This window comes from Bacillus sp. ATD, from assembly GCF_050585765.1.
GTDB lineage: Bacteria > Bacillota > Bacilli > Bacillales > Bacillaceae > Bacillus > Bacillus stercoris.
The window spans coordinates 189,836-211,803 of sequence record NZ_JBOBQH010000002.1 but is presented as its reverse complement, the minus strand read 5'-3'; the positions used below and the strand labels follow the sequence as shown (position 1 = coordinate 211,803).

Annotated in this window: 23 protein-coding genes and 1 other annotated feature; of the genes, 7 read left to right on the top strand and 16 right to left on the bottom strand. The window is 42.1% G+C overall.

From position 1 onward, the window contains the following. Positions 1–72: 72 nt before the first annotated feature. From ACQXR1_RS05550 to ispG, 3 genes are all read left to right on the top strand, one after another. Positions 73–834 (top strand): DUF1189 domain-containing protein, encoded by a 762-nt coding sequence (locus ACQXR1_RS05550; RefSeq protein WP_103030659.1) that lies wholly within the window; start codon positions 73–75, stop codon positions 832–834. Positions 835–928: 94 nt separating this feature from the next. Then, positions 929–1,228 (top strand): LysM peptidoglycan-binding domain-containing protein, encoded by a 300-nt coding sequence (locus ACQXR1_RS05545; protein WP_430771835.1) that lies wholly within the window; start codon positions 929–931, stop codon positions 1,226–1,228. Positions 1,229–1,350: 122 nt separating this feature from the next. Beyond that, on the top strand, positions 1,351–2,484 hold the full coding sequence (ispG, locus tag ACQXR1_RS05540) for a flavodoxin-dependent (E)-4-hydroxy-3-methylbut-2-enyl-diphosphate synthase (RefSeq protein WP_080478249.1): 1,134 nt from the start codon (positions 1,351–1,353) through the stop codon (positions 2,482–2,484). A 25-nt stretch (positions 2,485–2,509) separates the two neighbouring features. On the opposite strand, the gene ACQXR1_RS05535 is transcribed toward ispG, so the two are convergent. Then, a complete protein-coding gene (locus ACQXR1_RS05535) occupies positions 2,510–2,899 on the bottom strand; it encodes a DUF308 domain-containing protein (RefSeq protein WP_080478340.1) in 390 nt (129 codons plus the stop codon). A 132-nt stretch (positions 2,900–3,031) separates the two neighbouring features. Here ACQXR1_RS05535 and ACQXR1_RS05530 point away from each other — a divergent pair, with 132 nt between their 5' ends. After that, positions 3,032–3,613 (top strand): nucleotidase, encoded by a 582-nt coding sequence (locus ACQXR1_RS05530; protein WP_014664629.1) that lies wholly within the window; start codon positions 3,032–3,034, stop codon positions 3,611–3,613. A gap of 40 nt (positions 3,614–3,653) precedes the next feature. Here the strand turns inward: ACQXR1_RS05530 and zur are convergent, their stop codons facing one another. Together zur and ACQXR1_RS05520 are read right to left on the bottom strand one after the other, a co-directional pair. Continuing rightward, positions 3,654–4,091: a zinc uptake transcriptional repressor Zur gene (zur, locus tag ACQXR1_RS05525; RefSeq protein ID WP_004398578.1), complete on the bottom strand. Its 438-nt coding sequence runs from the start codon at positions 4,089–4,091 to the stop codon at positions 3,654–3,656. A 136-nt stretch (positions 4,092–4,227) separates the two neighbouring features. Continuing rightward, complete coding sequence (locus ACQXR1_RS05520; RefSeq protein WP_069149880.1) at positions 4,228–5,109, bottom strand: YitT family protein; 882 nt, start codon at positions 5,107–5,109, stop codon at positions 4,228–4,230. A gap of 115 nt (positions 5,110–5,224) precedes the next feature. Here ACQXR1_RS05520 and ACQXR1_RS05515 point away from each other — a divergent pair, with 115 nt between their 5' ends. After that, the gene (locus ACQXR1_RS05515; RefSeq protein ID WP_069149881.1) at positions 5,225–5,479 is read left to right on the top strand and encodes a DUF2624 domain-containing protein; all 255 of its coding nucleotides are present in this window, start codon (positions 5,225–5,227) and stop codon (positions 5,477–5,479) included. Positions 5,480–5,505: 26 nt separating this feature from the next. Here ACQXR1_RS05515 and ACQXR1_RS05510 read toward each other — a convergent pair whose 3' ends face one another. Both ACQXR1_RS05510 and cshB read right to left on the bottom strand, forming a co-directional pair. Then, a complete protein-coding gene (locus ACQXR1_RS05510; protein WP_071581452.1) occupies positions 5,506–6,399 on the bottom strand; it encodes a deoxyribonuclease IV in 894 nt (297 codons plus the stop codon). Positions 6,400–6,408: 9 nt separating this feature from the next. Then, positions 6,409–7,725 (bottom strand): DEAD-box ATP-dependent RNA helicase CshB, encoded by a 1,317-nt coding sequence (gene cshB / locus ACQXR1_RS05505; protein ID WP_071581453.1) that lies wholly within the window; start codon positions 7,723–7,725, stop codon positions 6,409–6,411. 168 nt (positions 7,726–7,893) lie between these two features. On the opposite strand from cshB, the gene ACQXR1_RS05500 reads away from it, so the two are divergent. After that, a complete protein-coding gene (locus ACQXR1_RS05500) occupies positions 7,894–8,634 on the top strand; it encodes a YqfQ family protein (RefSeq protein ID WP_430771834.1) in 741 nt (246 codons plus the stop codon). Between the two features lie 122 nt (positions 8,635–8,756). Beyond that, positions 8,757–9,701 carry a 4-hydroxy-3-methylbut-2-enyl diphosphate reductase gene (locus ACQXR1_RS05495; protein WP_069839503.1) on the top strand — a complete coding sequence of 315 codons (945 nt, stop codon included), beginning with the start codon at positions 8,757–8,759 and terminating at the stop codon, positions 9,699–9,701. Positions 9,702–9,723: 22 nt separating this feature from the next. On the opposite strand, the gene ACQXR1_RS05490 is transcribed toward ACQXR1_RS05495, so the two are convergent. The 11 genes from ACQXR1_RS05490 to recO form a co-directional block, all read right to left on the bottom strand. Further along, positions 9,724–10,845, bottom strand: coding sequence for a Nif3-like dinuclear metal center hexameric protein (locus tag ACQXR1_RS05490; RefSeq protein WP_069149884.1), 1,122 nt, complete (start codon positions 10,843–10,845; stop codon positions 9,724–9,726). Then, on the bottom strand, positions 10,838–11,488 hold the full coding sequence (trmK, locus tag ACQXR1_RS05485; protein WP_250621244.1) for a tRNA (adenine(22)-N(1))-methyltransferase TrmK: 651 nt from the start codon (positions 11,486–11,488) through the stop codon (positions 10,838–10,840). The genes ACQXR1_RS05490 and trmK overlap by 8 nt, the downstream gene beginning before the upstream one ends. Before the next feature lie 256 nt (positions 11,489–11,744). Next, positions 11,745–12,107: a cytochrome c550 gene (gene cccA / locus ACQXR1_RS05480; RefSeq protein WP_003230068.1), complete on the bottom strand. Its 363-nt coding sequence runs from the start codon at positions 12,105–12,107 to the stop codon at positions 11,745–11,747. Positions 12,108–12,436: 329 nt separating this feature from the next. Further along, positions 12,437–13,552, bottom strand: a complete 1,116-nt coding sequence (rpoD, locus tag ACQXR1_RS05475; protein ID WP_003226225.1) for an RNA polymerase sigma factor RpoD — start codon at positions 13,550–13,552, stop codon at positions 12,437–12,439. 199 nt (positions 13,553–13,751) lie between these two features. Then, the gene (dnaG, locus tag ACQXR1_RS05470; RefSeq protein WP_071578554.1) at positions 13,752–15,563 is read right to left on the bottom strand and encodes a DNA primase; all 1,812 of its coding nucleotides are present in this window, start codon (positions 15,561–15,563) and stop codon (positions 13,752–13,754) included. 33 nt (positions 15,564–15,596) lie between these two features. Then, a complete protein-coding gene (locus ACQXR1_RS05465; RefSeq protein WP_071578553.1) occupies positions 15,597–16,091 on the bottom strand; it encodes a YaiI/YqxD family protein in 495 nt (164 codons plus the stop codon). Between the two features lie 253 nt (positions 16,092–16,344). Further along, positions 16,345–17,157: a pyruvate, water dikinase regulatory protein gene (locus tag ACQXR1_RS05460; protein ID WP_014664641.1), complete on the bottom strand. Its 813-nt coding sequence runs from the start codon at positions 17,155–17,157 to the stop codon at positions 16,345–16,347. Positions 17,158–17,182: 25 nt separating this feature from the next. Next, positions 17,183–17,821, bottom strand: coding sequence for a transcriptional regulator CcpN (gene ccpN, locus ACQXR1_RS05455; protein WP_003237058.1), 639 nt, complete (start codon positions 17,819–17,821; stop codon positions 17,183–17,185). Positions 17,822–17,953: 132 nt separating this feature from the next. Then, complete coding sequence (gene glyS, locus ACQXR1_RS05450) at positions 17,954–19,993, bottom strand: glycine--tRNA ligase subunit beta (protein ID WP_430771833.1); 2,040 nt, start codon at positions 19,991–19,993, stop codon at positions 17,954–17,956. Next, positions 19,986–20,873 carry a glycine--tRNA ligase subunit alpha gene (gene glyQ, locus ACQXR1_RS05445; protein WP_003226213.1) on the bottom strand — a complete coding sequence of 296 codons (888 nt, stop codon included), beginning with the start codon at positions 20,871–20,873 and terminating at the stop codon, positions 19,986–19,988. The genes glyS and glyQ overlap by 8 nt, the downstream gene beginning before the upstream one ends. A gap of 82 nt (positions 20,874–20,955) precedes the next feature. Further along, positions 20,956–21,130: a binding site (T-box leader), on the bottom strand. 39 nt (positions 21,131–21,169) lie between these two features. Next, positions 21,170–21,937: a DNA repair protein RecO gene (gene recO, locus ACQXR1_RS05440; protein ID WP_014664644.1), complete on the bottom strand. Its 768-nt coding sequence runs from the start codon at positions 21,935–21,937 to the stop codon at positions 21,170–21,172. Positions 21,938–21,968: the final 31 nt, after the last annotated feature.

Below are 21,968 nucleotides of genomic sequence, written 5' to 3'. Positions count from 1 at the left end.
TCTTCCTTGTATTCACACGCATGCAACGATACAATAAGCAACATATATTAGTTTAGCTAGGAAGTGAAGATAGTGAATGTGTTTCAGCTTTTCATTAAAAGTACATACTCTCCCCGTGATATTGCAAAAACAAGATTTCAAGGAATCGGTAAAGCGATTCTTTATGTATTTTTGCTCTCTGTCCTGTTTGCAATCCCTACCGCATATTATGTAAGTACAGGGACCGTAAAATCAATGAATGGCTTTAAAACTGTTTTAAACAAAGATTTCCCTGATTTCACAATTTCAAACGGCAAACTTCAAACGGATGAGAAAAAAGCCACGGAATCTCAGGCAAATGGTTTCGTTATCGTGTTCGATCCGACAGACGCCTATGGCACGAAACAAATTGAAGCAAAGCAAAACGCGATCGGCATCCTTCAGAACAAATTTGTTTTGGCCATTGACGGACAAGCCCAAGAAATGCCTTACTCAATGATGCCGTCAGAGTTACAGAAAAAAGATGTCATTGCAGGTTTAAACCAAAATAAAGCGATGATCGTAACTGTTCTCTCAGCACTTATTTTTCTCGTAACAGCAGCGGGGAAATTTATTGAAGTGTCATTCTTAGCGCTTATCGGGTTAATCATTAAGAATTCGCAGAAAAAACATCTATCCTATCATCAGCTTTGGAAGCTTTCTGCTTATTCCATCACCCTTTCGACTGTATTCTTTACAATCATGCGGGCATTAGAAGCAACCGTTCCAAGTGAATTTTTGCTTAACTGGTTTGTCAACTTTGTCATCCTGTTTCTCGTTTTAAAAGAGATCCCATCCAAAAAAGCTCCTGTATAAACCGAGACTGCATTCGCAGTCTCTTTTCTTTTGTCATGATTCTAAATGGACAAGCATACTATGGTATAAAATTTCGTATGCGGGAGGAAAAGCGATGAAGCGTCTCACCTTAGTATGCAGTATTGTTTTTATTCTTTTTATTCTTTTTTATGACCTTAAAATTGGAACGATACCCATTCAGGACCTCCCTGTCTATGAAGCATCAGCAAAAAGTGTTTCACAAGAACCAGCATATAAAACGGTTAAGGTAAAGCCGGGTGATACGGTTATGTCGATAGTCGGATCAGCAGGTTCCCCAGATGACATAGTAAAGGATTTTGAAGCATTGAATCCGAATGTGAAAGCCAACGCCATTCAAGCCGGAACAGCATACAAATTCCCGGTCTACCCTTAATTTAACGTTAATTTCTTGTCAGTTCGGCGAAGACACTGTTACAATGTAATTTGTAAAATAAATTCACATAAACCATACTAGAATTGTTATATCTAGAAGCGGCAACTACAATTAAGGAGCGATTGCAAGTGAGTGAAATCACACATCGTACAAAAACGCGTCCCGTCAAAGTGGGACCTTTAACAATAGGCGGCAACAATGAAGTTGTCATCCAAAGCATGACAACAACAAAAACACATGATGTAGAAGCAACGGTTGCGGAAATTAACCGTTTGGCTGAAGCCGGATGCCAAATTGTTCGGGTAGCATGTCCGGATGAACGGGCGGCAAACGCCATTGCGGATATTAAAAAGCGCATTACCATCCCTCTCGTTGTTGACATACATTTCGATTATAAACTTGCGTTGAAGGCCATTGAAGGCGGCGCAGATAAAATCCGAATCAATCCCGGCAACATCGGCCGTCGCGAAAAAGTGGAAGCGGTTGTTAAAGCGGCCAAAGACAAGGGCATTCCGATCAGAATCGGAGTAAACGCAGGTTCACTTGAAAAACGGATTTTAGAAAAATACGGTTACCCGACAGCCGACGGAATGGTAGAAAGTGCACTTCATCACATTAAAATTCTTGAAGATCTTGATTTTCACGATATTATCGTCAGCATGAAGGCATCTGATGTGAACCTTGCGATCGAGGCCTATGAAAAAGCGGCAAAAGCGTTTGACTACCCGCTGCACCTCGGCATCACCGAGTCAGGAACATTGTTTGCCGGCACAGTAAAAAGCGCAGCAGGGCTCGGCGCCATTTTAAGCAAAGGCATCGGAAACACCCTGCGCATTTCATTAAGCGCAGACCCTGTGGAAGAGGTAAAAGTAGCAAGGGAGCTTCTGAAATCTTTCGGTTTAGCCTCCAATGCTGCCACGCTCATTTCATGCCCGACTTGCGGCCGTATTGAGATTGACCTGATCAGCATTGCCAATGAAGTGGAAGAATATATCTCTAAGATAAAAGCGCCGATTAAAGTGGCTGTTCTCGGCTGCGCTGTAAACGGACCTGGTGAAGCGAGAGAAGCTGATATCGGAATCGCCGGCGCACGCGGTGAAGGACTGCTGTTCCGGAAAGGAAAAATTGTCCGTAAGGTTCCCGAGGAAACGATGGTTGAGGAACTCAAAAAAGAAATTGACATTCTTGCTGAGGAACACTATGCAAAGCTTGAAGCTGAAAAAGCAAATTTAAAAGAAGAAACACAAAAAGCTTGACGGGAACCCGTCAAGCTTTTTTGTGTTAGAAAAATGGAATAATAAATATTCCAAGCACTAATGAAACGACACCGATACCCATTGCCCAAGCACCCAGACCTTGAGCACCTCTTCTTCTTGCGATATAGCCGACAATAATACCGGCAGCTCCCAATAAAACAGGCAGTACAAACAATGAAATAATGGACAAGGCTAAAGCAATATATCCTATTCCCCGTCCTTCATTGACATTGCCGCCGCTGCGATCGTTATCTCGGTCATTGCTGCGGTCAGCAGCACGATAAGGCTCTGCAATTTCAGCAGCTGTTTCCTCAAAAAAACCGTCATTGTCGCGGGTAATATTTGTTCCTTCAGATCCATGATCAACATAGTAACTGTTGTTATCACGCTTTTCGTAATCGTATGCCACCTTCAATTCCCCCTTCTGTTTTATTAAAGGAGCTTTTATAGTTTGATCCATTTTGCCTGATTCATGTTTGCTAAACTTTTCTGTTAATGTCAATTGTTTATGTTACACTTGAAAGGATGAAACTGAAGGAGTGTGGGCATGTTACGCTTAGGAATAGATATTGACGGCACAATTACGGCTCAGGATACATTCGTCCCTTATTTGAACCGTTCGTTTAATCTTTCCATTTCATTAAACGATATGACGGATTATGATTTAACAAAGCTGTTAAACATTACCCAGGAAGAATTTTGGGATTGGATGAATCAAAATGAAGCAATTATATATAAGGAAGCATTGCTTGCACAGCATGCAAAACAGTCACTTGACCTCCTCAAAGAGGAGCACAAGCTTATTTATATTACAGCGAGACGGACTCATTTAACTGATGTTACCTATGAATGGTTTGACAGACAAAACATTCATTATGATCACATCGAACTTGTTGGCGGTCATCACAAAGTTGAAGCGGTCAAAAACCATAACATCGACCTGTTTTTTGAGGATCATCACGGAAACGCCATGATGATTGCGAAGGAAGCCGGGATACCGGTGATTTTGTTCAATTCCCCTTATAATCAGCTTCCGATTGATTCAAGCATCATCAGAGTGAACAACTGGCTGGAAGCCGTCCAATGGATGAACAACAACAAGCACCACTTGATACGTGTCAATAACTAAAAAAGGAGCCCAAACCGGGCCCCTTTTTCATATATACGCATTACGCAGTAGTGTTTTCTTGGTTTTCCGCTGTACAATCAGGGCAAGTGCCGTAAATCTCAAATTTATGCCCGCTGACCTGATAGCCATCCAAATCATCACAAAGCTTGTCCATCGGACATGATTCAATTTCCTTTGTTTTGCCGCAGGCAAGACAAATAAAATGATGGTGGTGATGAGTGAATGAACACTTAAATCGGAAGAGCTTTTCACCAGACAGCTCAGTTGTTTCCAAAATCCCAAGTTCTTCATATAAAGAAAGATTTCTGTAGATTGTATCAAAGCTTAAGCCTGGATAATCATCATTTAATGCAGACAGTACGTTTTTAGCGGTAAGATATCTGTCTGAATCAGCAAAAAGCTGCAGCATATCCTCCCGTTTGTTTGTATATTTATATCCGTTTTCTTTTAGTAGGTTCAGCGCTTCTTGTACGTTCATGAAGGGTCCCCCTTTTCGCTTTGCTTAAGAACGTATCCCATGTATGAAAAAGAAAATGGCAGCTGTCTGTCAGCAAGCCATTTTCTTTACCGCAGATAAAATTATACCCATAAAATGAATAAAAGTAAATGAAAGCCTAGTGGATTGCGTTTTTGAATTTTCCGCCTCTCGTTTCATGAGTATTCATAATTGTGATGAATGCATTTTGATCAACTTCAAACACGATTGATTTGAGCTTTGTCACTTCCAGCCTTGTGACAACCGCGTAAATCACGTCCTTTTCTTCGTCCGTATATCCGCCTTTGCCCTTCAGCTTTGTTGTTCCCCGGCCGAGACGGTGCAAAATAGCATCCGAAATCTCATCATACTGATCAGATACAATAATGACCGCTTTTGTTTCATCAAGCCCTTGGATGACGGCATCAATGGTTTTCATCGCAATGTAATAAGTCATGAAAGAGTACATCGCTTGCTCAGGACCAAACTCAAAACCAGCCCAAATGAAAATGAAAACATTGATGAGCATAACGAACTCACCCACTGAAAAAGGCAGCTTTTTCGTCAGCAAAATACCGAGGATTTCAGTGCCATCCATTGAACCTCCGTTTCGTATAACGAGCCCGACGCCAAAGCCGAGCAACAGACCCCCGAACACAGTAGCCAAAATAGGCTGGGTTGTAAAGGCTTCTACATGGTGAAGTGAGGATTCAATAACGGCAAGCCCGACAATCCCTATAAACGTAGAGATAAGGAAGGTCTTACCGATATATTTATATCCGAAGATCATAAAAGGAATATTTAATATGACAACGAAAAAAGCGAAATTCAGAAAGGGGTTTGATATAAAGAGGTGGTCTAAAATAAGTGATACACCGATGATCCCGCCATCAATAAAATCATTGGGGATTAAAAATAATTCGATACTTACAGCCGCAGATGCAGCTCCTGCCAGAATCATAAAAACCCTGAAAATAAAATGGGAAAATGTTTCTCTCTTATGTTGTTTTGTTGGGGTCATAAAATCTCCTTTCCTGCAATAACTATTTTAAATACATTATAAATCTATTTTACCATTAAACACTGACACATTTTACTGATTTGCCCATACATTAAGTCTGGAGGTGGAATGATCGATGATTTTATTTCAAAGAATTATTTTGCAGCGGCTTAATCAGGCTACTGCTGACGATTTGCTGAAGTACTCAAAACAATACGGAATCAGCTTAACAAGATCGCAGGCCGTTGAAGTGGCGAACCTGTTAAACGGCAAAAATGTAAACATCTTTAATGAGAGTGAACGGATGCGGCTGTTGAAACAAGTAGAGACAATTACATCGAAAGAAACAGCTCGAACCGTTAATGAACTATTCAAACAATTCACAAGCTAAAAAATGGGGGAATTATCCCCCATTTTTTATTGCTGTAAAATCTTTTCGAGCAATGTATCATCAAATTGTTTTTCTTTCAGCATTTCGATCTCAAAACGGTATGGCGGTTTTTTGTTCTTTTTATCCTCACCGACATACGGTGTTTCTAGAATTTTAGGAATGTCTTTTAACTGCTCATGGTGAACAACATATTGCAGAGCGTCAAAACCTATTTCACCAAAGCCGATATTTTCATGGCGGTCTTTTCTCGCGCCTTTGACATTTTTGCTGTCATTAATATGAAGCACTTTAATACGGTCAATGCCGACGATTTTATCGAACTCATTCAGCACCCCGTCAAAGTCCTCAACAATGTTATACCCGGCATCATGTGTATGGCAAGTGTCAAAGCACACCGACAAATGCTCATTGTGTGTAACGCCTTCGATAATCTGTGCAAGTTCCTCAAAGCTTCTGCCGCATTCTGATCCTTTACCTGCCATTGTTTCTAATGCAATCTGGACATTTTGATTCGGATCAATCACTTCATTTAAACCTTCAATAATTTTTTTGATGCCGGCTTCAGCTCCTGCCCCTACATGAGCGCCAGGATGAAGGACAATTTGCTTCGCTCCGATGGCTGCTGTCCGTTCAATTTCAGAACGAAGAAAATCAACACCCAACTCAAAAGTGGACGGATTTGTCGTGTTGCCAATATTAATAATATAAGGCGCATGTACGATAATCTCGTCAATGCCGTTTTCTTGCATATGTGCCCGGCCTGCTTCTATATTTAAGTCTTCAATTTTCTTTCGGCGCGTATTTTGCGGTGCGCCTGTATAGATCATAAACGTGTTCGCCCCATAAGAGACTGCTTCCTGGCTTGCTGCCAGAAGCATATGTTTTCCGCTCATAGAGACGTGTGAGCCTATTCTCAACAACAGGTTCCCCTACTTTCTTTTCTTAGATTGGTTTCTTCTCTGTTTTTTCTTGATTTTCTCCATCTCATAGCTCATTTTCTTTTTATATCCAGGCTTAACCTTCTTCGGCTTTTTCACGAGACGATGAGCAATTTCATCTGCTTCGTTCGGCGTTTTTTTACGCTTTTTGCGGCGCTGGCGGTCATCGCCTTTTTTCCATTCGCCCTTTTCAAGCTCTAAGTAATCAAATTCGATGCCCATTTTCTCAAGTTTTACTAATGCATCCTCATCAGAAAGCTCATAAATGGTCATCGCTTGTCCTGATGAGCCGGCTCGGGCTGTTCTGCCTACACGGTGAACATAAAAATCGAGATCATCCGGCAGCTCATAGTTGATAACGTGGCTGACACCTTTAATATCAATGCCTCTTGCAGCAAGGTCAGTTGCAATGACATAAGTGAATTCCAGATCATTGATCTGCTTCATGACTTTTTTCCGCTCACGTGGTGTTAATCCGCCGTGCAGCAGGCCGATTTTCATGCCTTTTCCAGTCAGATACTGGGCAATATGATCAGCCATGTTTTTCGTGTTGGCAAACACAATCCCCAGGTATGGATTCAGATGCGACATGATGTCAAAAAGGAGCTTATCCTTGTCACGATGTTTCGAAGGGATAAGGATATGCTCAATTTTCGCAGCAGTCACCTGCTTTGGCTCCACATGGGCGTATTTTGGATTTTCCATGTATTTCTTTAAAAATGGTTTCAGCTTTTCCGGTATGGTCGCTGAGAACACAAGCATTTGCAGATCCTCAGGCATACGGGAACCGATGTAATCTACATCTGCAAGGAATCCCATGTCCAGCATTAAATCCGCTTCATCAATAACAAGAGCTTCCGCTTTATGAACACTTAACGCCTGTTCTTTGATTAAATCAGCAATCCGTCCGGGTGTACCGACAACAAGATGCGGCTGTATTTTCAATTTATCAATTGATTTTTGTTTGTCGGTGCCTCCGATAAAACATTTCGAGCGAATCTGACTTCCTTCTTCACCCTGCGTGATTTTAAGCGCTTCCTGATAAATCTGGTTGGCAAGCTCTCTTGTCGGAGCCGTAATAACAACCTGAACGACATCCTTAGCAGGATCGATTTTGTTTAATAAAGGCAGTAAATAAGCGTGGGTTTTTCCAGTTCCCGTCTGAGACTGGCCGATGACGCTTTCTTTTTTTAGCACTGCAGGAATCAGCCTTTTCTGGATATCAGTCGGTTCGTAAAAACCAAGGCGATGTACTGCATCTATGATAAACGGTTTCAATTCATAAAGTTCAAATTTCGTTTCTTTCATTTTTCCCAGCTCCTTAAAGCGGCACATTATGTGTCCATCATCACATTATACCCGATTTCGCTTAAAAACACCACGTTTGCAAGGCGTTTGTTTTATTCAGTTATGTAAAGCAAATACCGCAGCCCCTGCATATTCTAATAGCAGAGAGAGCTGAAAGGAGGTACAAGTATGTTTTCACCGCAGCAGCCAATGAGAAATTATCCACAGCCCGGACCGCCCCGCCCTATGCCAAATCAGCGAATGATGGGGAGAAGACCGCCTAATATGCGAGGGCCTTCATTTGGAGCTGCACAGCAGCAGGGTTTTCAGCAAGCGGGACAATTTCTTCCTCAGGCAAATGCCGGAGCGAGAAATGGTGCGGGCGGAGGCTTAAAAGGGATGCTGTCAAAGTTCCTCCCCGGCGGAGGAGGCGCTGGAGGCGCCGGCGTTCCCGGCGTTCCTGGAGCAGGTGCAGCAGCGAGCGGAGGTGCAGGTCTGCAAGGCATTCAAAATATCGCCAATCCTGCATCTTTATCCAGTATGCTTGGAAATGTGCAAAAAGTACTCGGCATGGCGCAGCAAGTCACCCCTATGATCCAGCAGTACGGCCCTTTAGTCCGCAATCTGCCGTCATTGATGAAGCTGTACAGCCAATTAAGTAAAAGTGATGATACAGAGACAGAGAGCGATGAGGAAAGTAAAAAACAATCGGATTCAGATGAATTATCAGAAAAAGAGAAAGAGGATGAAACAAAAACCTCAGACGGGAACAAAAAATCAAAACCAAAAAGTTCTTCTCTGCCTAAGAAATCAAAAACACCTGACAATAAAGAGCAAGAATCAAAAACATCTGCTCCGAAGAAAAAAGAAGCTGCCTCTCCTGCTCCGAAAAGAACATCAGGCAGTTCAAAACCGAGATTATATATTTAACATTCTTTGATATCTGAAGTGAGATTGGCTATAATGAGATCAGAAGAATGCAAGAATAAAGCCGTTTGATTACGGCTTTTTATATTGCCTTTACTCACTTCAGTATTGGAGGACAACCGAAAATGGACGTAATTAAAATTTCGCCGCGCGGCTATTGCTATGGCGTTGTTGATGCTATGGTCATTGCCAAAAATGCGGCACTAGATAAAAGTTTGCCAAGACCCATCTATATACTCGGGATGATTGTTCATAATAAACACGTCACTGATGCGTTTGAAGAGGAAGGGATCTTTACATTGGACGGCTCTAACCGTCTGGACATTCTAAAGCAGGTTGACAAAGGAACTGTCATTTTCACTGCGCACGGTGTTTCTCCCGAAGTCAGAAGAATCGCAGACGAAAAAGGATTGGTAGCAATTGATGCTACATGTCCGGATGTGACGAAAACTCATAATCTAATCTTAGAGATGAAAGAAAAAGGATATCACGTGATCTATATCGGCAAAAAAGGGCATCCGGAGCCTGAGGGAGCCGTTGGCGTAGCGCCGGAAATCGTTCACTTAGTTGAAACAGAAGAAGATGTAAAAAACCTTGATATCCAAGCAGATAAGTTAATCGTGACGAATCAAACAACCATGTCTCAATGGGATGTTCACGACATTATGGAGCTTGTCAAAGAAAAATATCCTCATGTCGAATATCACCAAGAGATTTGCCTTGCTACTCAAGTGCGGCAGGAAGCTGTATCAGAGCAGGCGAAAAAAGCAGACTTAACAATCGTTGTCGGAGACCCGAAAAGCAACAATTCAAATCGGCTTGCACAAGTGTCAGAGGAAATAGCCGGCACAAAAGCATATCGGATCGGCGACTTAAGCGAATTAAAGCTCGAATGGCTGAAAGGCGTTAATACCGTTGCAGTTACAGCGGGAGCTTCAACACCTACGCCGATCACAAAAGAAGTCATTCGCTTTTTGGAGCAGTTCGATCACGAAGATCCATCAACTTGGACAACTGATCACAATGTACCGCTCAAAAAAATACTTCCAAAAGTAAAAGCAAAAAACTGAGGCTGTAAAAGCCTCAGTTTTTTTATAGAAATGTAAATGGATTTGTATCTGTTTCAGAAACAAAGATATTCACGTCATATTTTTTATCATTACACATTGATGTCAGTTTTCTCGTGACGCCTTCTTTCATGATTTTTTCCGCGTAATGGCCCGGATCAACCACATTCAGGCCAAGCATCATCGCATCATGGGCCACATGGAAATATAAATCTCCTGTAACGTAAACATCGGCGCCCTTTCGTTTTGCATGGTGAATATACTTGTTCCCATCTCCGCCAAGAACAGCTACCTTTTTCACCATACTGTCAGCATCCCCCACCATTCTGACACCATTGACATCAAGCTTGTCTTTCACATATAAAGCAAATTCCTTGAGCGTCATCTCATTTTTAAGGGTTCCGACACGGCCGAGCCCTTTTTCGGCGGGAGACTGTTCAACAGGATAGATGTCGTAAGCGACTTCTTCGTATGGATGGCTTTTTATCATTGCATTGATAACAGCTTTTTCGATACTTTTAGGAAATACAGTCTCAAGCCTTACTTCATGAACAAGCTCAAGCTCTCCTACTTCACCGATAAAAGGCTTAGCTCCGTCCAATGGCTTGAAGCTGCCGATCCCTTCAGACGAAAACGCGCAATGGCTGTATTCGCCGATATGGCCGGCGCCAGCATTTCCAAGCGCGGCTCTGACCTGCTCTTCATATTCCTTCGGCACGTAGACGGCCAGCTTTTTTAGAGGATCCGTATAAGTAGGCGCCAGCACTTCCGTCTCACGCAGCTCTAGTGCTTCAGCAAGCAAATCATTCACGCCGCCGTCCGCAACGTCTAAATTTGTATGAGCTGCATAAACAGCAATATCATGCTTCAAACACTTTTCAATTAACCTTCCGGCAGGCTGATCTGTTGAAATATGCTTGAGCGGCCGAAAAATAGGAGGATGGTGTGCAATAATCAAATCAACCTCTTTTTCAATCGCTTCATCGACAACGCTCTCCAACACATCAAGTGTAACCATCACATTTTTAATCGGTTTATTTAAGGTGCCGATTTGCAGGCCGATTTTATCTCCTTCGACCGCATAGGCTTTCGGGGAAAATTGTTCAAACAGCTGGATGATCTGCTGCCCATTTACGCTTTTAGCCATGATCGATTACCTCCTTTAACAGCTCCATTCGATCGGAGAGCTCCTTTAATTTTTGTTTATTTTGCTCTGTGCCTGCGGCTTGTCTAATCTGCTCATAAATGTTTTGAGTGTGCTGAAGCTCTTGTGTCCACTTTTTCAAAAAGACAGCATTTTTTTCTTTTGCCAAAAAAGGGCCGACGAGCATTCCGGCTGATAAAGAAATACCGGCATAAGCCGCATCTCTGTCTCCCGCTTCGGCTACCAGCACCTCATAGCACTTTCCGTCCTCTTCAAGGATTACCTCATCTATCAGCGCATACCCTTCTTTATAAAGCCACTCCCTGATATGGACAGCATGAATATTCGGCTGTAAAATAAGGCGTTCCTTCCCCGTTAATTTGTCTTTACCCGCTTCTAAAATGTGAGCGATCAAAGCCCCGCCCATTCCGGCAATCGTAATGGCATCAGCTTCACCTTTTTTAATCACTTCCAGTCCGTCTCCCTGTCTTACAGAAATACGCGAGTCTAAACCTGATTTTTCAACCTGCCGCTTTGCAGACAAAAACGGGCCGTCTGTTATTTCTCCGGCAATCGCTCCGCTGGCTTTATGATTCAGCACCGCATAACAAGGAAGGTATGCGTGGTCAGACCCGATATCGGCCATCACCGCTCCATTCGGTATGTATTCTGCTACTGTTTGCAATCGTTTAGATAATTTTAATTCGTTCACTTGTCATCACAACTTTTCTCAATCATTTTTTCCTTTACTATCATATAAAAAATCAGCTCGGAATCCAAGCTGAAGCAAATGATTTTGAGATTATTTCTTTTGATGCGGGTCTGTACGCGGCTGTCAAAAATAAAAGGCTGTCGAGAACATCTCGGCGGCCTGTGAATGTATAACGAGAAAAATGGTTCTTTTATTTAATTTTTGACACCCACTCTGCCATATCATCCAGCTTATCTGCCGGAACAAGACCGGAAGGCATTCCATTACCGCCTTTTTCGATCTTTGTTTTAATTTCAGCGACATCTTTCTTATCCCCTACACCTTTTAAGCTCGGACCCGAAACACCTTCATAATTTTCACCGTGGCATGCGATGCAGTTTGCCTTGTAAATTTCTTCTGGTGAAGCGTTTGCATCTTTCTTTTCAGCAGATTTGCTTTCTCCTCCGCTTGCAATCTCCCGAGAGTCATCAAGTCCTTTTACTGATAAAAAGAAAGTTAGACCAATTCCTAAAACAGCGATCAGTAAAAATGGAATAAGCGGGTTCCATTTCATTTCCCTTCCCCCTTTTTGATCCTTCCCCCTATGTAAACACTTCTAATTCTAACTTATTTTAACAAAAAGTAAATGGATTGCTATACAAAAGTTTTTTATTCACACTTTATACAAAATTGAATAGAGACATGCCTATTTCTCTAATATCCTTTTTATTCTATTGTATAATGTATTGTATACGCTTACAATAGAAAATATGGAATTAGATTTTGAAATTTTTCATCACAATGTTCATTTGCAAATGACATCATTTTTCAGTAAAATAAAGGCATATTATCCATATATCTTTTTTAAAAAAAGAAGAACGGATCTGCAAGACCCGTTCCATCTTATTCGAGGAAATCTTTCAAACGTTTACTTCTGCTAGGATGTCTTAGTTTCCGCAACGCTTTGGCTTCGATTTGTCGAATACGCTCTCTCGTTACTCCAAATACTTTGCCGACCTCTTCTAATGTTCTTGTACGGCCATCATCAAGACCGAATCGAAGACGCAATACATTTTCTTCACGATCAGTTAACGTATCAAGTACATCTTCCAGCTGCTCTTTTAACAGCTCGTATGCGGCGTGATCTGAAGGTGAAGTTGCTTCTTGGTCTTCAATAAAATCACCAAGGTGTGAGTCATCCTCTTCACCGATCGGTGTTTCCAGTGATACCGGCTCTTGTGCAATCTTTAAGATTTCGCGTACTTTTTCAGGCGTTAAATCCATATCTTCCGCAATTTCTTCAGGTGTTGGTTCTCTGCCTAAGTCTTGAAGCAATTGACGCTGCACACGGATTAATTTATTAATGGTTTCCACCATATGAACGGGAATCCGGATCGTTCTCGCCTGATCGGCAATAGCGCGTGTAATCGCCTGTCTGATCCACCACGTAGCATACGTACTGAATTTATAACCTTTGCGATAATCAAATTTTTCAACGGCTTTCATCAGACCCATGTTTCCTTCTTGGATCAGGTCGAGGAACAGCATACCGCGTCCGACATACCGTTTTGCGATACTGACAACAAGCCGCAGGTTCGCTTCAGCCAATCTGCGTTTAGATTCTTCGTCACCTTCTTCAATCTTTTGAGCGTAGGCGATTTCTTCTTTTGCAGATAGAAGGTTAACCCGACCGATTTCTTTTAAATACATACGAACTGGGTCATTGATTTTAACGCCAGGCGGTACACTAAGGTCATTAAGGTCAAATTCTTCTTCGGCTTTGGCAAGCTGCTGAATATTAGGATCTTCTGTTTCTTCATTCTCACTAATTAATTCAACACCTTGTTCACCTAAAAATTCATAATACTCATCCATTTGGTCTGATTCAATTTCAAAGCTGGACATACGCTCAGCGATTTCTTCATATGTCAAAACGCCACGTTTTTTACCAGACTCTGTTAATTGCTCTTTTACTTGGTCGAATGTTAATTCTGTCTCGTGGGTTTGTTTATCAGCCATTATGGATCCCTCCTTCCAAAGCTTGCAACGAATTCTATAAGCGGTATGATTCTTATTCGGTCCATTCAGGCGTTTTCTATATGAACTGCCTTTAACAAATGTGCGAATAATGAAATGACAATTCATGATGAGGTTAAGCGATCTATTTGCTCCTCCGCAAGGAATCATTGCCAATAAATGCTTCTCATCAGTTTTCCAGTTATTTTAAAGATCGGTTCAATGTAACGATTTCTTGAGCCAGAGAAGCAGCTCTTAAAAAATCTTTTTGCCTTTCGGCTTCGGCTCTTTCCGCCTCTTTTTCTTTTATCATTGACCAATTTCTTTGATTCAACACTTTTTTTACATAATCTGATAACTCAGCTTCGCTAAGCTCTTGATTAACCTGAAGCATTAATATATCAGACAAGAGCTGGCTTATATGATCATCTGTCACCCTGGCCATCAGATGCTGGGGCGTCAGCTCGGCTCCCTCTTCATAAAAAGCATAAAGATAAGCGGCTAATGCTCGGTGCTCATCAATATTAAATTGAAACCCTACCCGGTCAATCACTTTTTTGATGACGCTCCGATCTCGAAGCATGTGAGCGAGTAACAGCCTTTCTGCATTTTCATACGCCGGGCGCAAACGTTTTTGCCTTGCTTTTGTCGTCAAATGCGCTCGCCGTGTTTTTGTTTCACCGCCATTGTCAGCAGGTTTGTTTTGCTTGCTGAAAACAGACAGCTGCTCAGTTAAAGACTCCTGTGAAAGCGAAAACTCTGAAGCAAGCTGTTTTACATAGACTTCCTGCTCTAGAGACCCTGAAAGCGTGCTGATTTCTTTCAGTACGTCTTTAATGTAAGCCAGGCGATCGCCTTCATCGGACAGGTTCTTTCCTTTTCGGAAATATTGCATTTTAAATGCCATTACGGTGACACTGGCGTCAATAATGTCGTTTTTAAATTTTTCCCCGCCGAATTTTTTGATGTAATCATCAGGGTCCAATCCGTCAGGAATCATTGCAACTCTGACTTTGCATCCTTTTTTTTGCAGAAGCTCCGAAGCTTTTAAGGTGGCTTCATAACCGGCTTTATCAGAGTCATAGCAAAGAATGATTTCTTCGACGTTTCTTCTCAGGATCTTGACATGATCATCTGTAAGAGACGTTCCCATCGTGGCTATGCTTTCTTTTACACCCGAGCTTACAGCCGATATGACATCGGCAAACCCTTCAAATAAGACTGCTCTTTCCTGCTTTCTGATATGAAGTCGGGCCTTATAGAAATTGTAAAGCAGTTTACTTTTATGAAAAAGCGGGGTTTCAGGGCTGTTCATATACTTAGGCTGCTGGCTCCCAAGAGCCCTGCCCGAGAAAGCAACAACAGCCCCGTGATGATCATGGATCGGAAACATGACACGGTTTCTGAAGCGGTCGAAATATCCGCTTCCGTCTTCGCGTCTGATCAGAAGACCCGCTTTTTCCATTTGCGCCTCACTAAATCCCCTCTTCACAAGGAATTTCGTGATAAAGTCCCAAGAATCAAGAGCATAGCCAATCTGAAATTCATCAATCAGCTCTTTCGTAAAGCCCCTGGAAAGCAGATAATCCAGTGCCTCTTGACCTTCTTTTGTATTTATTAACAAATGATGGTAAAATTTCTTCAGGAGCTCATGTGCCTCAGCCATTTTTTGATCCCCAGAAGACTCTGGCCGAGCTTCGGAATGGACTGTTATATCATCTGGAAAATCAATTTGGTATTTGTCAGCAAGGTGAGAAACCGACTCGGCAAATGAATAGCCTTCCATCTGCCTTAAAAAAGAGAAAACATTGCCGCCCGCTCCGCAGCCAAAGCAATGAAAAATCTGTTTGTCGGGCGATACGGAAAACGAAGGTGTGCTTTCTCCATGAAAAGGACAGAGTCCAAAGTAGTTTCGGCCTTGCTTTTTTAATTGAACATAATCACCTATGACTTCAACGATATCTGCCGACTTTTGCACCTGATCCACAATTTCATCTGGTATCCGATTTCCCATCTTATAACACTCCGTCGTACATTATTCGATGCTTTAGTGCAAAATCCCTTCATCGTTCGACAGGATTTTTTGCAGCAGTGTAATAAATCGTTCTCGATCTTCTTTATTCAATTTTTTAGGCCCTTTGGCGTATACGCCTTTTCTCCTTTGTTTGCCGGAAAAATGACGGCTCTCAAGAGCAAAATCAATCGTGTCTTCTTTGTAAAGACGACCTCTTTCCGACATAACAGAGACATTTCTGTTCAACAGCAGAGATGCTAATCCGATGTCCTGCGTCACAACAATATCTCCCGGTTTTACGTGATTTGCGATATATAAATCAGCAGCTTCTTTATGAGGATCAACATACTTCCATTTTTCTTCATTGCTTCTGGAAAGCTGATAATGTTCAAATGAAGCGACAAAAAGAACTTGAACTTCATACTCGGATGCTGTTTGTAAAATTTCATCTTTTACCGGACAAGCATCAGCATCGACAAAAATCGTCTTTTCTTGTTCATTAAGAAGAGTAATTCTCCATCCCTCCATTAAACTCCTGCATAAAAGCAAGCAAAATCGCACATCCTTTATTATCGTGGATGTATATGAATTTGTCGAAAAATTTCCGGGAGAAATTCTTGACATCTTACCCATAATAGTTTATTCGTATCACACGATCCTTAAACCTAAAATTAATCATTTTATCACAATTTTTTATTATAATACAAACTTCACAAAGAAGCTATTGTTTTTCATTATTCCCTTTTGGCATAGCCAAAAACCCAGGATAGAGCGTCCTGAGTTATAAGTTTTTTGTTTTGAGATGATGGATAATATTCGCTGTTTCCTCAACCGCTTTATTTGAAACATCAACAACCTGGCAGCCGATCCGATCCACAATCTTTTCGAAATACTCCAGTTCCTCTTTGATTCGGTTGATATTTGCATAAATCGCTTTATCATTAAGCCCGAGTGATTTTAAGCGTTCTTTTCTGATATGATTCAGTTTATCAGGGCTAATCTTTAAGCCGATGCATTTTTTCGGATCAACGTTAAAAAGTTCTTCCGGTGGATCAACCTCAGGTACAATCGGAACATTGGCAACCTTCAGGCGCTTGTGTGCGAGATATTGAGACAGCGGTGTTTTAGACGTTCTTGAGACGCCGATCAAAACGATATCAGCTTTTAAAATCCCTCTTGGATCACGTCCATCATCGTATTTAACTGCAAACTCGATGGCCTCCACTTTTTTGAAATAATCTTCATCAAGCTGGCGGACCCGCCCCGGTTCGTATTTCGCTGTTAAACCGTAGGCCGTTTCCATTTTATCAATTAACGGGCCGATAATATCATAATATAAAACATTTGCTTTTTCCGCTTCGGCTATCAAATATTCTCTGATTTCCGGCACCACGAGTGTAAAACAGATAATGCCGCCGTCTGCCTTTGCAAGTGAAATCACTTCATTGATAGTGCCTATATCTTCAACATAAGGAATTCTTCTTACATGTGTATCATCCGCCGATCCGTTAAATTGGCTGAGTGCTGCTTTTACTACCAATTCGGCCGTTTCACCGACGGAATCCGATACAACATAGATGATGCGGTTATTCATATTATCCCCCCGTTAGTTTGCAATCTTATAGGATTTCATTTTCAGATAAACTGACAAGTATTTTTGTCATATTTGTTTTTGTCACTCTGCCGATCACTTCAAAGCCTTTATCGGTATCTTTGATGACAGGCAGCGCATCAATTTGTTTTTCTATTAAGTGCTTTGCAATGTCCATTACATAATCCTCACGTCTGCACACCGTAATGTTCGGCATCCTTGTCATGATGATGTGAACAGGGACCGATGTAAGCTCCTGCTGGCCAATGCTCGCTCTGAGCAAGTCCTTTCGTGAAAGCACCCCGACTAAAACAGCATCGCGGTCCACCACAAACAGAGTACCTACATCTTCTAAAAACATGGTGCAAATCGCATCGTACACAGAAACGTTTTCGTGAATCACTACGGGGATAGATTGAAAGTCTTTCACCTGAAGCTTTTTGAGTTTATCCGCCAAAAGCTGTGTGCCGGTTTTTCCCGTATAGAAATAACCGACTCTCGGGCGCGCCTCGAGGAATCCTGACATGGTGAGTATGGCTAAATCCGGACGCAATGTCGCCCTGGTTAGGTTCAGCTTTTCTGCAATATGCTCCCCTGTAATCGGCCCGTTTTCTTTTACAATCTGCAAAATATGTTCTTGCCGTTTATTTAGTTCGATCGTACTCACCACCTTTTCACTTCATAGCTATGTAAAGAAATAATAATCCATATTATAGCGTAAATATCTTGTAATCAAACAAAAAACTTATAAATGGGGAAAAGACGATTACCGATCACACAGCAACCGCCTTTTCTCTCTTTATTTTACAATAAGGGCATTCATATTCGCAAAGGACTTGATCTCATCCGCCAAGCTGACCATTTGCGCTAAACGATTTGCCTTTAATGCCTCATTATCCGCTATAACCATTGTATGGTCGAAGTAAGCATCGATCGGTTCTTTTAAGGCTGCAAGTGAAGCAAGCGCCGCCTCATAATCTTTTTTGCTGAAGTTTTCCTGCAGATTTTGCTTCGCTGTTTGGTAGGCATCAAACAGCTTTGCTTCGTATTCATTTTCAAACAGATCAGGCTGAATGTCTGCGCGGACTCCTTTTTTGCTGATAGAGATCACTCGGCCTAACGCTTCAGCTGTTTCCTTAAAGCCAGGTGCACCAAGCTTTTGTTCCAGTACTTGAGCTTTATGCAGCGCTGAGTATGGCTCAAGCTCAGAGCTTTCCAGCACGGCGTCGATGACATCATGTCTGATTTGTTCAGCATTCAAGACATATTTCAGGCGCTGAGTGAAGAAATCCAGCAGTTCATTTTCTTTATCAGTTTGAACGAAAGTAAGCAGCTCTTCAAATGAAATTCCCCAGTTGCGGTCAAGAAGAATCGCAACAATACCGCTTGCCTGGCGGCGCAGTCCGTAAGGGTCCTGAGAACCGGTCGGAATAACGCCGATTGAGAAGAATGAAGCGATTGTGTCAAGCTTATCCGCCATTGCTACAACAGCTCCTGTAAAAGTAGAAGGCGTTTCTCCGCCAGCTGATCTAGGCATATAATGTTCATTGACTGCCGCAGCCACAGCTTCATCTTCACCAAGCATTCTCGCATACTTTTCGCCCATAATTCCTTGAAGTTCAGGGAATTCATATATCATATGCGTGACAAGGTCGAATTTAGAAATTTCAGCAGCTCGCTTCACATGTTTTAACGTATCTCCATCAGCCTGGAGACGAACGGCAAGCTTCTCTGCGATTGATGTGACTCTTCTAACCTTATCAGCTAGAGAACCAAGCTCTTCATGGAACACAATGTTTTCAAGCTTCTTCACGTTTGCATCAATGTTCAGTTTCTGATCTTCCTTGTAGAAGAATGAAGCATCAGACAAACGCGCGCGCAGCACCTTTTCATTGCCTCGGGCCACATTTTCGATCGCGTGGCTGTTGCCGTTTCGGACTGTGATAAAGTGAGGAAGCAAGTCACCGTTTTTGTCTTTGACAGGGAAGTAGCGCTGATGCTCTTTCATTGTCGTGACAAGCACTTCCTCAGGAATTGACAGAAACTCAGATTCAAATGAACCGTAAAGAGCTGTCGGGTATTCTACTAAATGATTCACTTCATCAAGAAGGTCTTCGTCAACCGGAATGCTCCAATTGTTTTCAGCAGCCATTGCCTCCAGCTGAGATTGAATCATTCGCTTCCGGGTGGTAGGATCAGCAATAACATGCTGTTCTTTCAGCTGCTCTTCATAAGCTGAAGGTGATTCAATTGATACTTCATGTCCGAGAAAACGGTGTCCCTGTGTTGTTCGTCCAGATTCAACGTTTGTGATCGAAAATGGAATGACATCCTGTCCAAATAAAGCGACAATCCATTTGATTGGTCGGATATAACGCAAATCTTCATTTCCCCAGCGCATGTTTTTCGGGAAATGCAAGCTTGTAATTAAACCGCTTAGTTCTGGCAGCAGCGATTTCGTTTCTTGGCCGGCTTGGAATTTTTGCACGAATACATACTCTGTGCCTTTTACTTCTTTGATGTACAGGTCTTCCACATTCGCGCCTTGGCCTTTTGAAAATCCGATTGCCGCTTTTGTCCAGTTTCCGTCTGCATCTAGGGCAATTTTTTTCGCAGGTCCTTTTGCTTCCTCTTTTATATCATCCTGCTTTTCTGCAACATCCTTAACGAACACAGCAAGACGTCTCGGTGTATTGAAGAGCTTCACTTCACCGTGAGTAATATTTTTTTCGTTAAGCCAGCCTGTCAGCTTCTCGCCAAGCTGAACCATGCTTTCATTCAAAAAGCGCGCCGGCATTTCCTCTAATCCGATCTCTAAAAGTAAATCCTGTTTACTCATGAGAAGAACCCTCCCCTTTAAGCATTGGGAACCCTAGTTTTTCTCGTTCCTCATAATAGGTTTTTGCTACTTTTCTAGCTAAATTCCGCACTCTTGCGATATAGCCCGTCCGCTCGGTAACAGAGATCGCACCTTTGGCGTCAAGCAGGTTGAAGGTGTGCGAGCATTTCAGCACATAGTCATATGCTGGATGAACAAGTCCGTTATCCATTTGCTTGATCGCTTCTTTTTCATATGTGCTGAACAATTGGAACAGCATATCGACGTCTGATGTTTCAAACGTATAAACAGAATGCTCATATTCAGCCATCATGAATAAATCTTTTACTGTAAACCCTGACGTCCATTCCAAGTCAAACACGTTTTCTTTATCCTGGATATAAGACGCGAGACGCTCAATTCCGTACGTAATTTCTACTGAAACCGGTTTACATTCAAGTCCTCCGACCTGCTGGAAATACGTAAATTGTGTAATTTCCATTCCGTCAAGCCATACTTCCCAGCCAAGACCCGCACAGCCTAAAGACGGATTCTCCCAGTTGTCTTCAACAAAACGAATATCGTGCTCAAGCGGATCAATTCCGAGAGCCCGCAAGGAATCTAAATACAGCTCTTGAATGTTATCAGGAGACGGTTTGATAATGACCTGGAACTGATGATGCTGATACAATCTGTTTGGGTTCTCCCCGTATCGGCCGTCTGCAGGGCGTCTTGAAGGCTCTACATAAGCCACTTTCCACGGCTCAGGGCCGATGCTGCGCAAAAATGTATACGGGCTCATCGTGCCGGCTCCTTTTTCTACATCGTAAGCCTGCATAAGCACACAGCCCTGACTGGACCAATGCTTTTGCAAGGTAAGAATCATGTCTTGAATATTCATTTCAAGCACCTCCACTTTTCTTTCATAAAATGACTGCGGCAGCAACCAAAAAACTCCCGTCTCTATGCTTGCCTGCCGCAAACATAGGGACGAGAGTTCTCCCGCGGTTCCACCCTAGTTGCTGAGAAGAAAATCCCAGCCTCTTTTTTAAAATTGCTCAAGAATGCCTTTCGTTGCGTGCTCATCCTTAGCTTACACCGCCCTAAGGTCGCTTTCATGAGGTAAACGCAAGTACTTCTTTCTCTCACTGCAACATATTTTATAATAAATGATCATATAAAAAGATGGACCAAATGTCAACTTTTGTTTTCACCCATAAGATGTTTCATGCTTTCCATTTGATCTAAAAAGCGCTTTGATTTTAAATATAACCCTGAATATTCTTCGTAATACAAATCAATCACTTGCTTTAATTCAGCTTTTGTTTCCTCTTTTAAGGACACATTGCCCAGCCTCGACAGATCGAAGTAATAAAAGAGTCTCAACAGCCTTGCTGTTTGCGGTTTAATCGGAATCCTGTAAGGATCTTTTTCAAAACAGCGATGGCATATAAAACCATTATCACGGACAGAAAAATGAAAAGTTCCGTCTTGGCTTTTACAATGTACACAATGATTCAGCTCAGGATACAGCCCCATGACACCGAGCATCTTCATTTGAACAATGAAGGTGATAACATCCGGATCTGTTCCTTCATTCAGCTGTTTTAGTGATTCTAATATAAATTCAAATAAATAAGGATTTGGCTTTCTTTCCTCTGTGCCTCTGTCGACTAATTCAGCAATATATGCGGCATAGGCTGTTAAAAACAAGTCTTCCCTGATGCCTCTCATGCTGAGGATCATTTCCCCCTGCTGAAGCGTTCCGAGGCCTGATGTTTTTTGCATTAAAAATGAACCATACAAAAAGGGCTGGCTGACTGCTGATAAACGGCTGTTCGGTTTTTTGGCGCCTCGTGCCATAACACCTATTTTTCCGTGTTCTCTTGTCAGTAATGTTACGATTTTATTCGTCTCTCCGTAATCATTTGTGCGAAGAACGATCCCTTCACATTTTGTCAGCATTTCCGCACCTTCCTAAAGCAGGAGCGGCCAA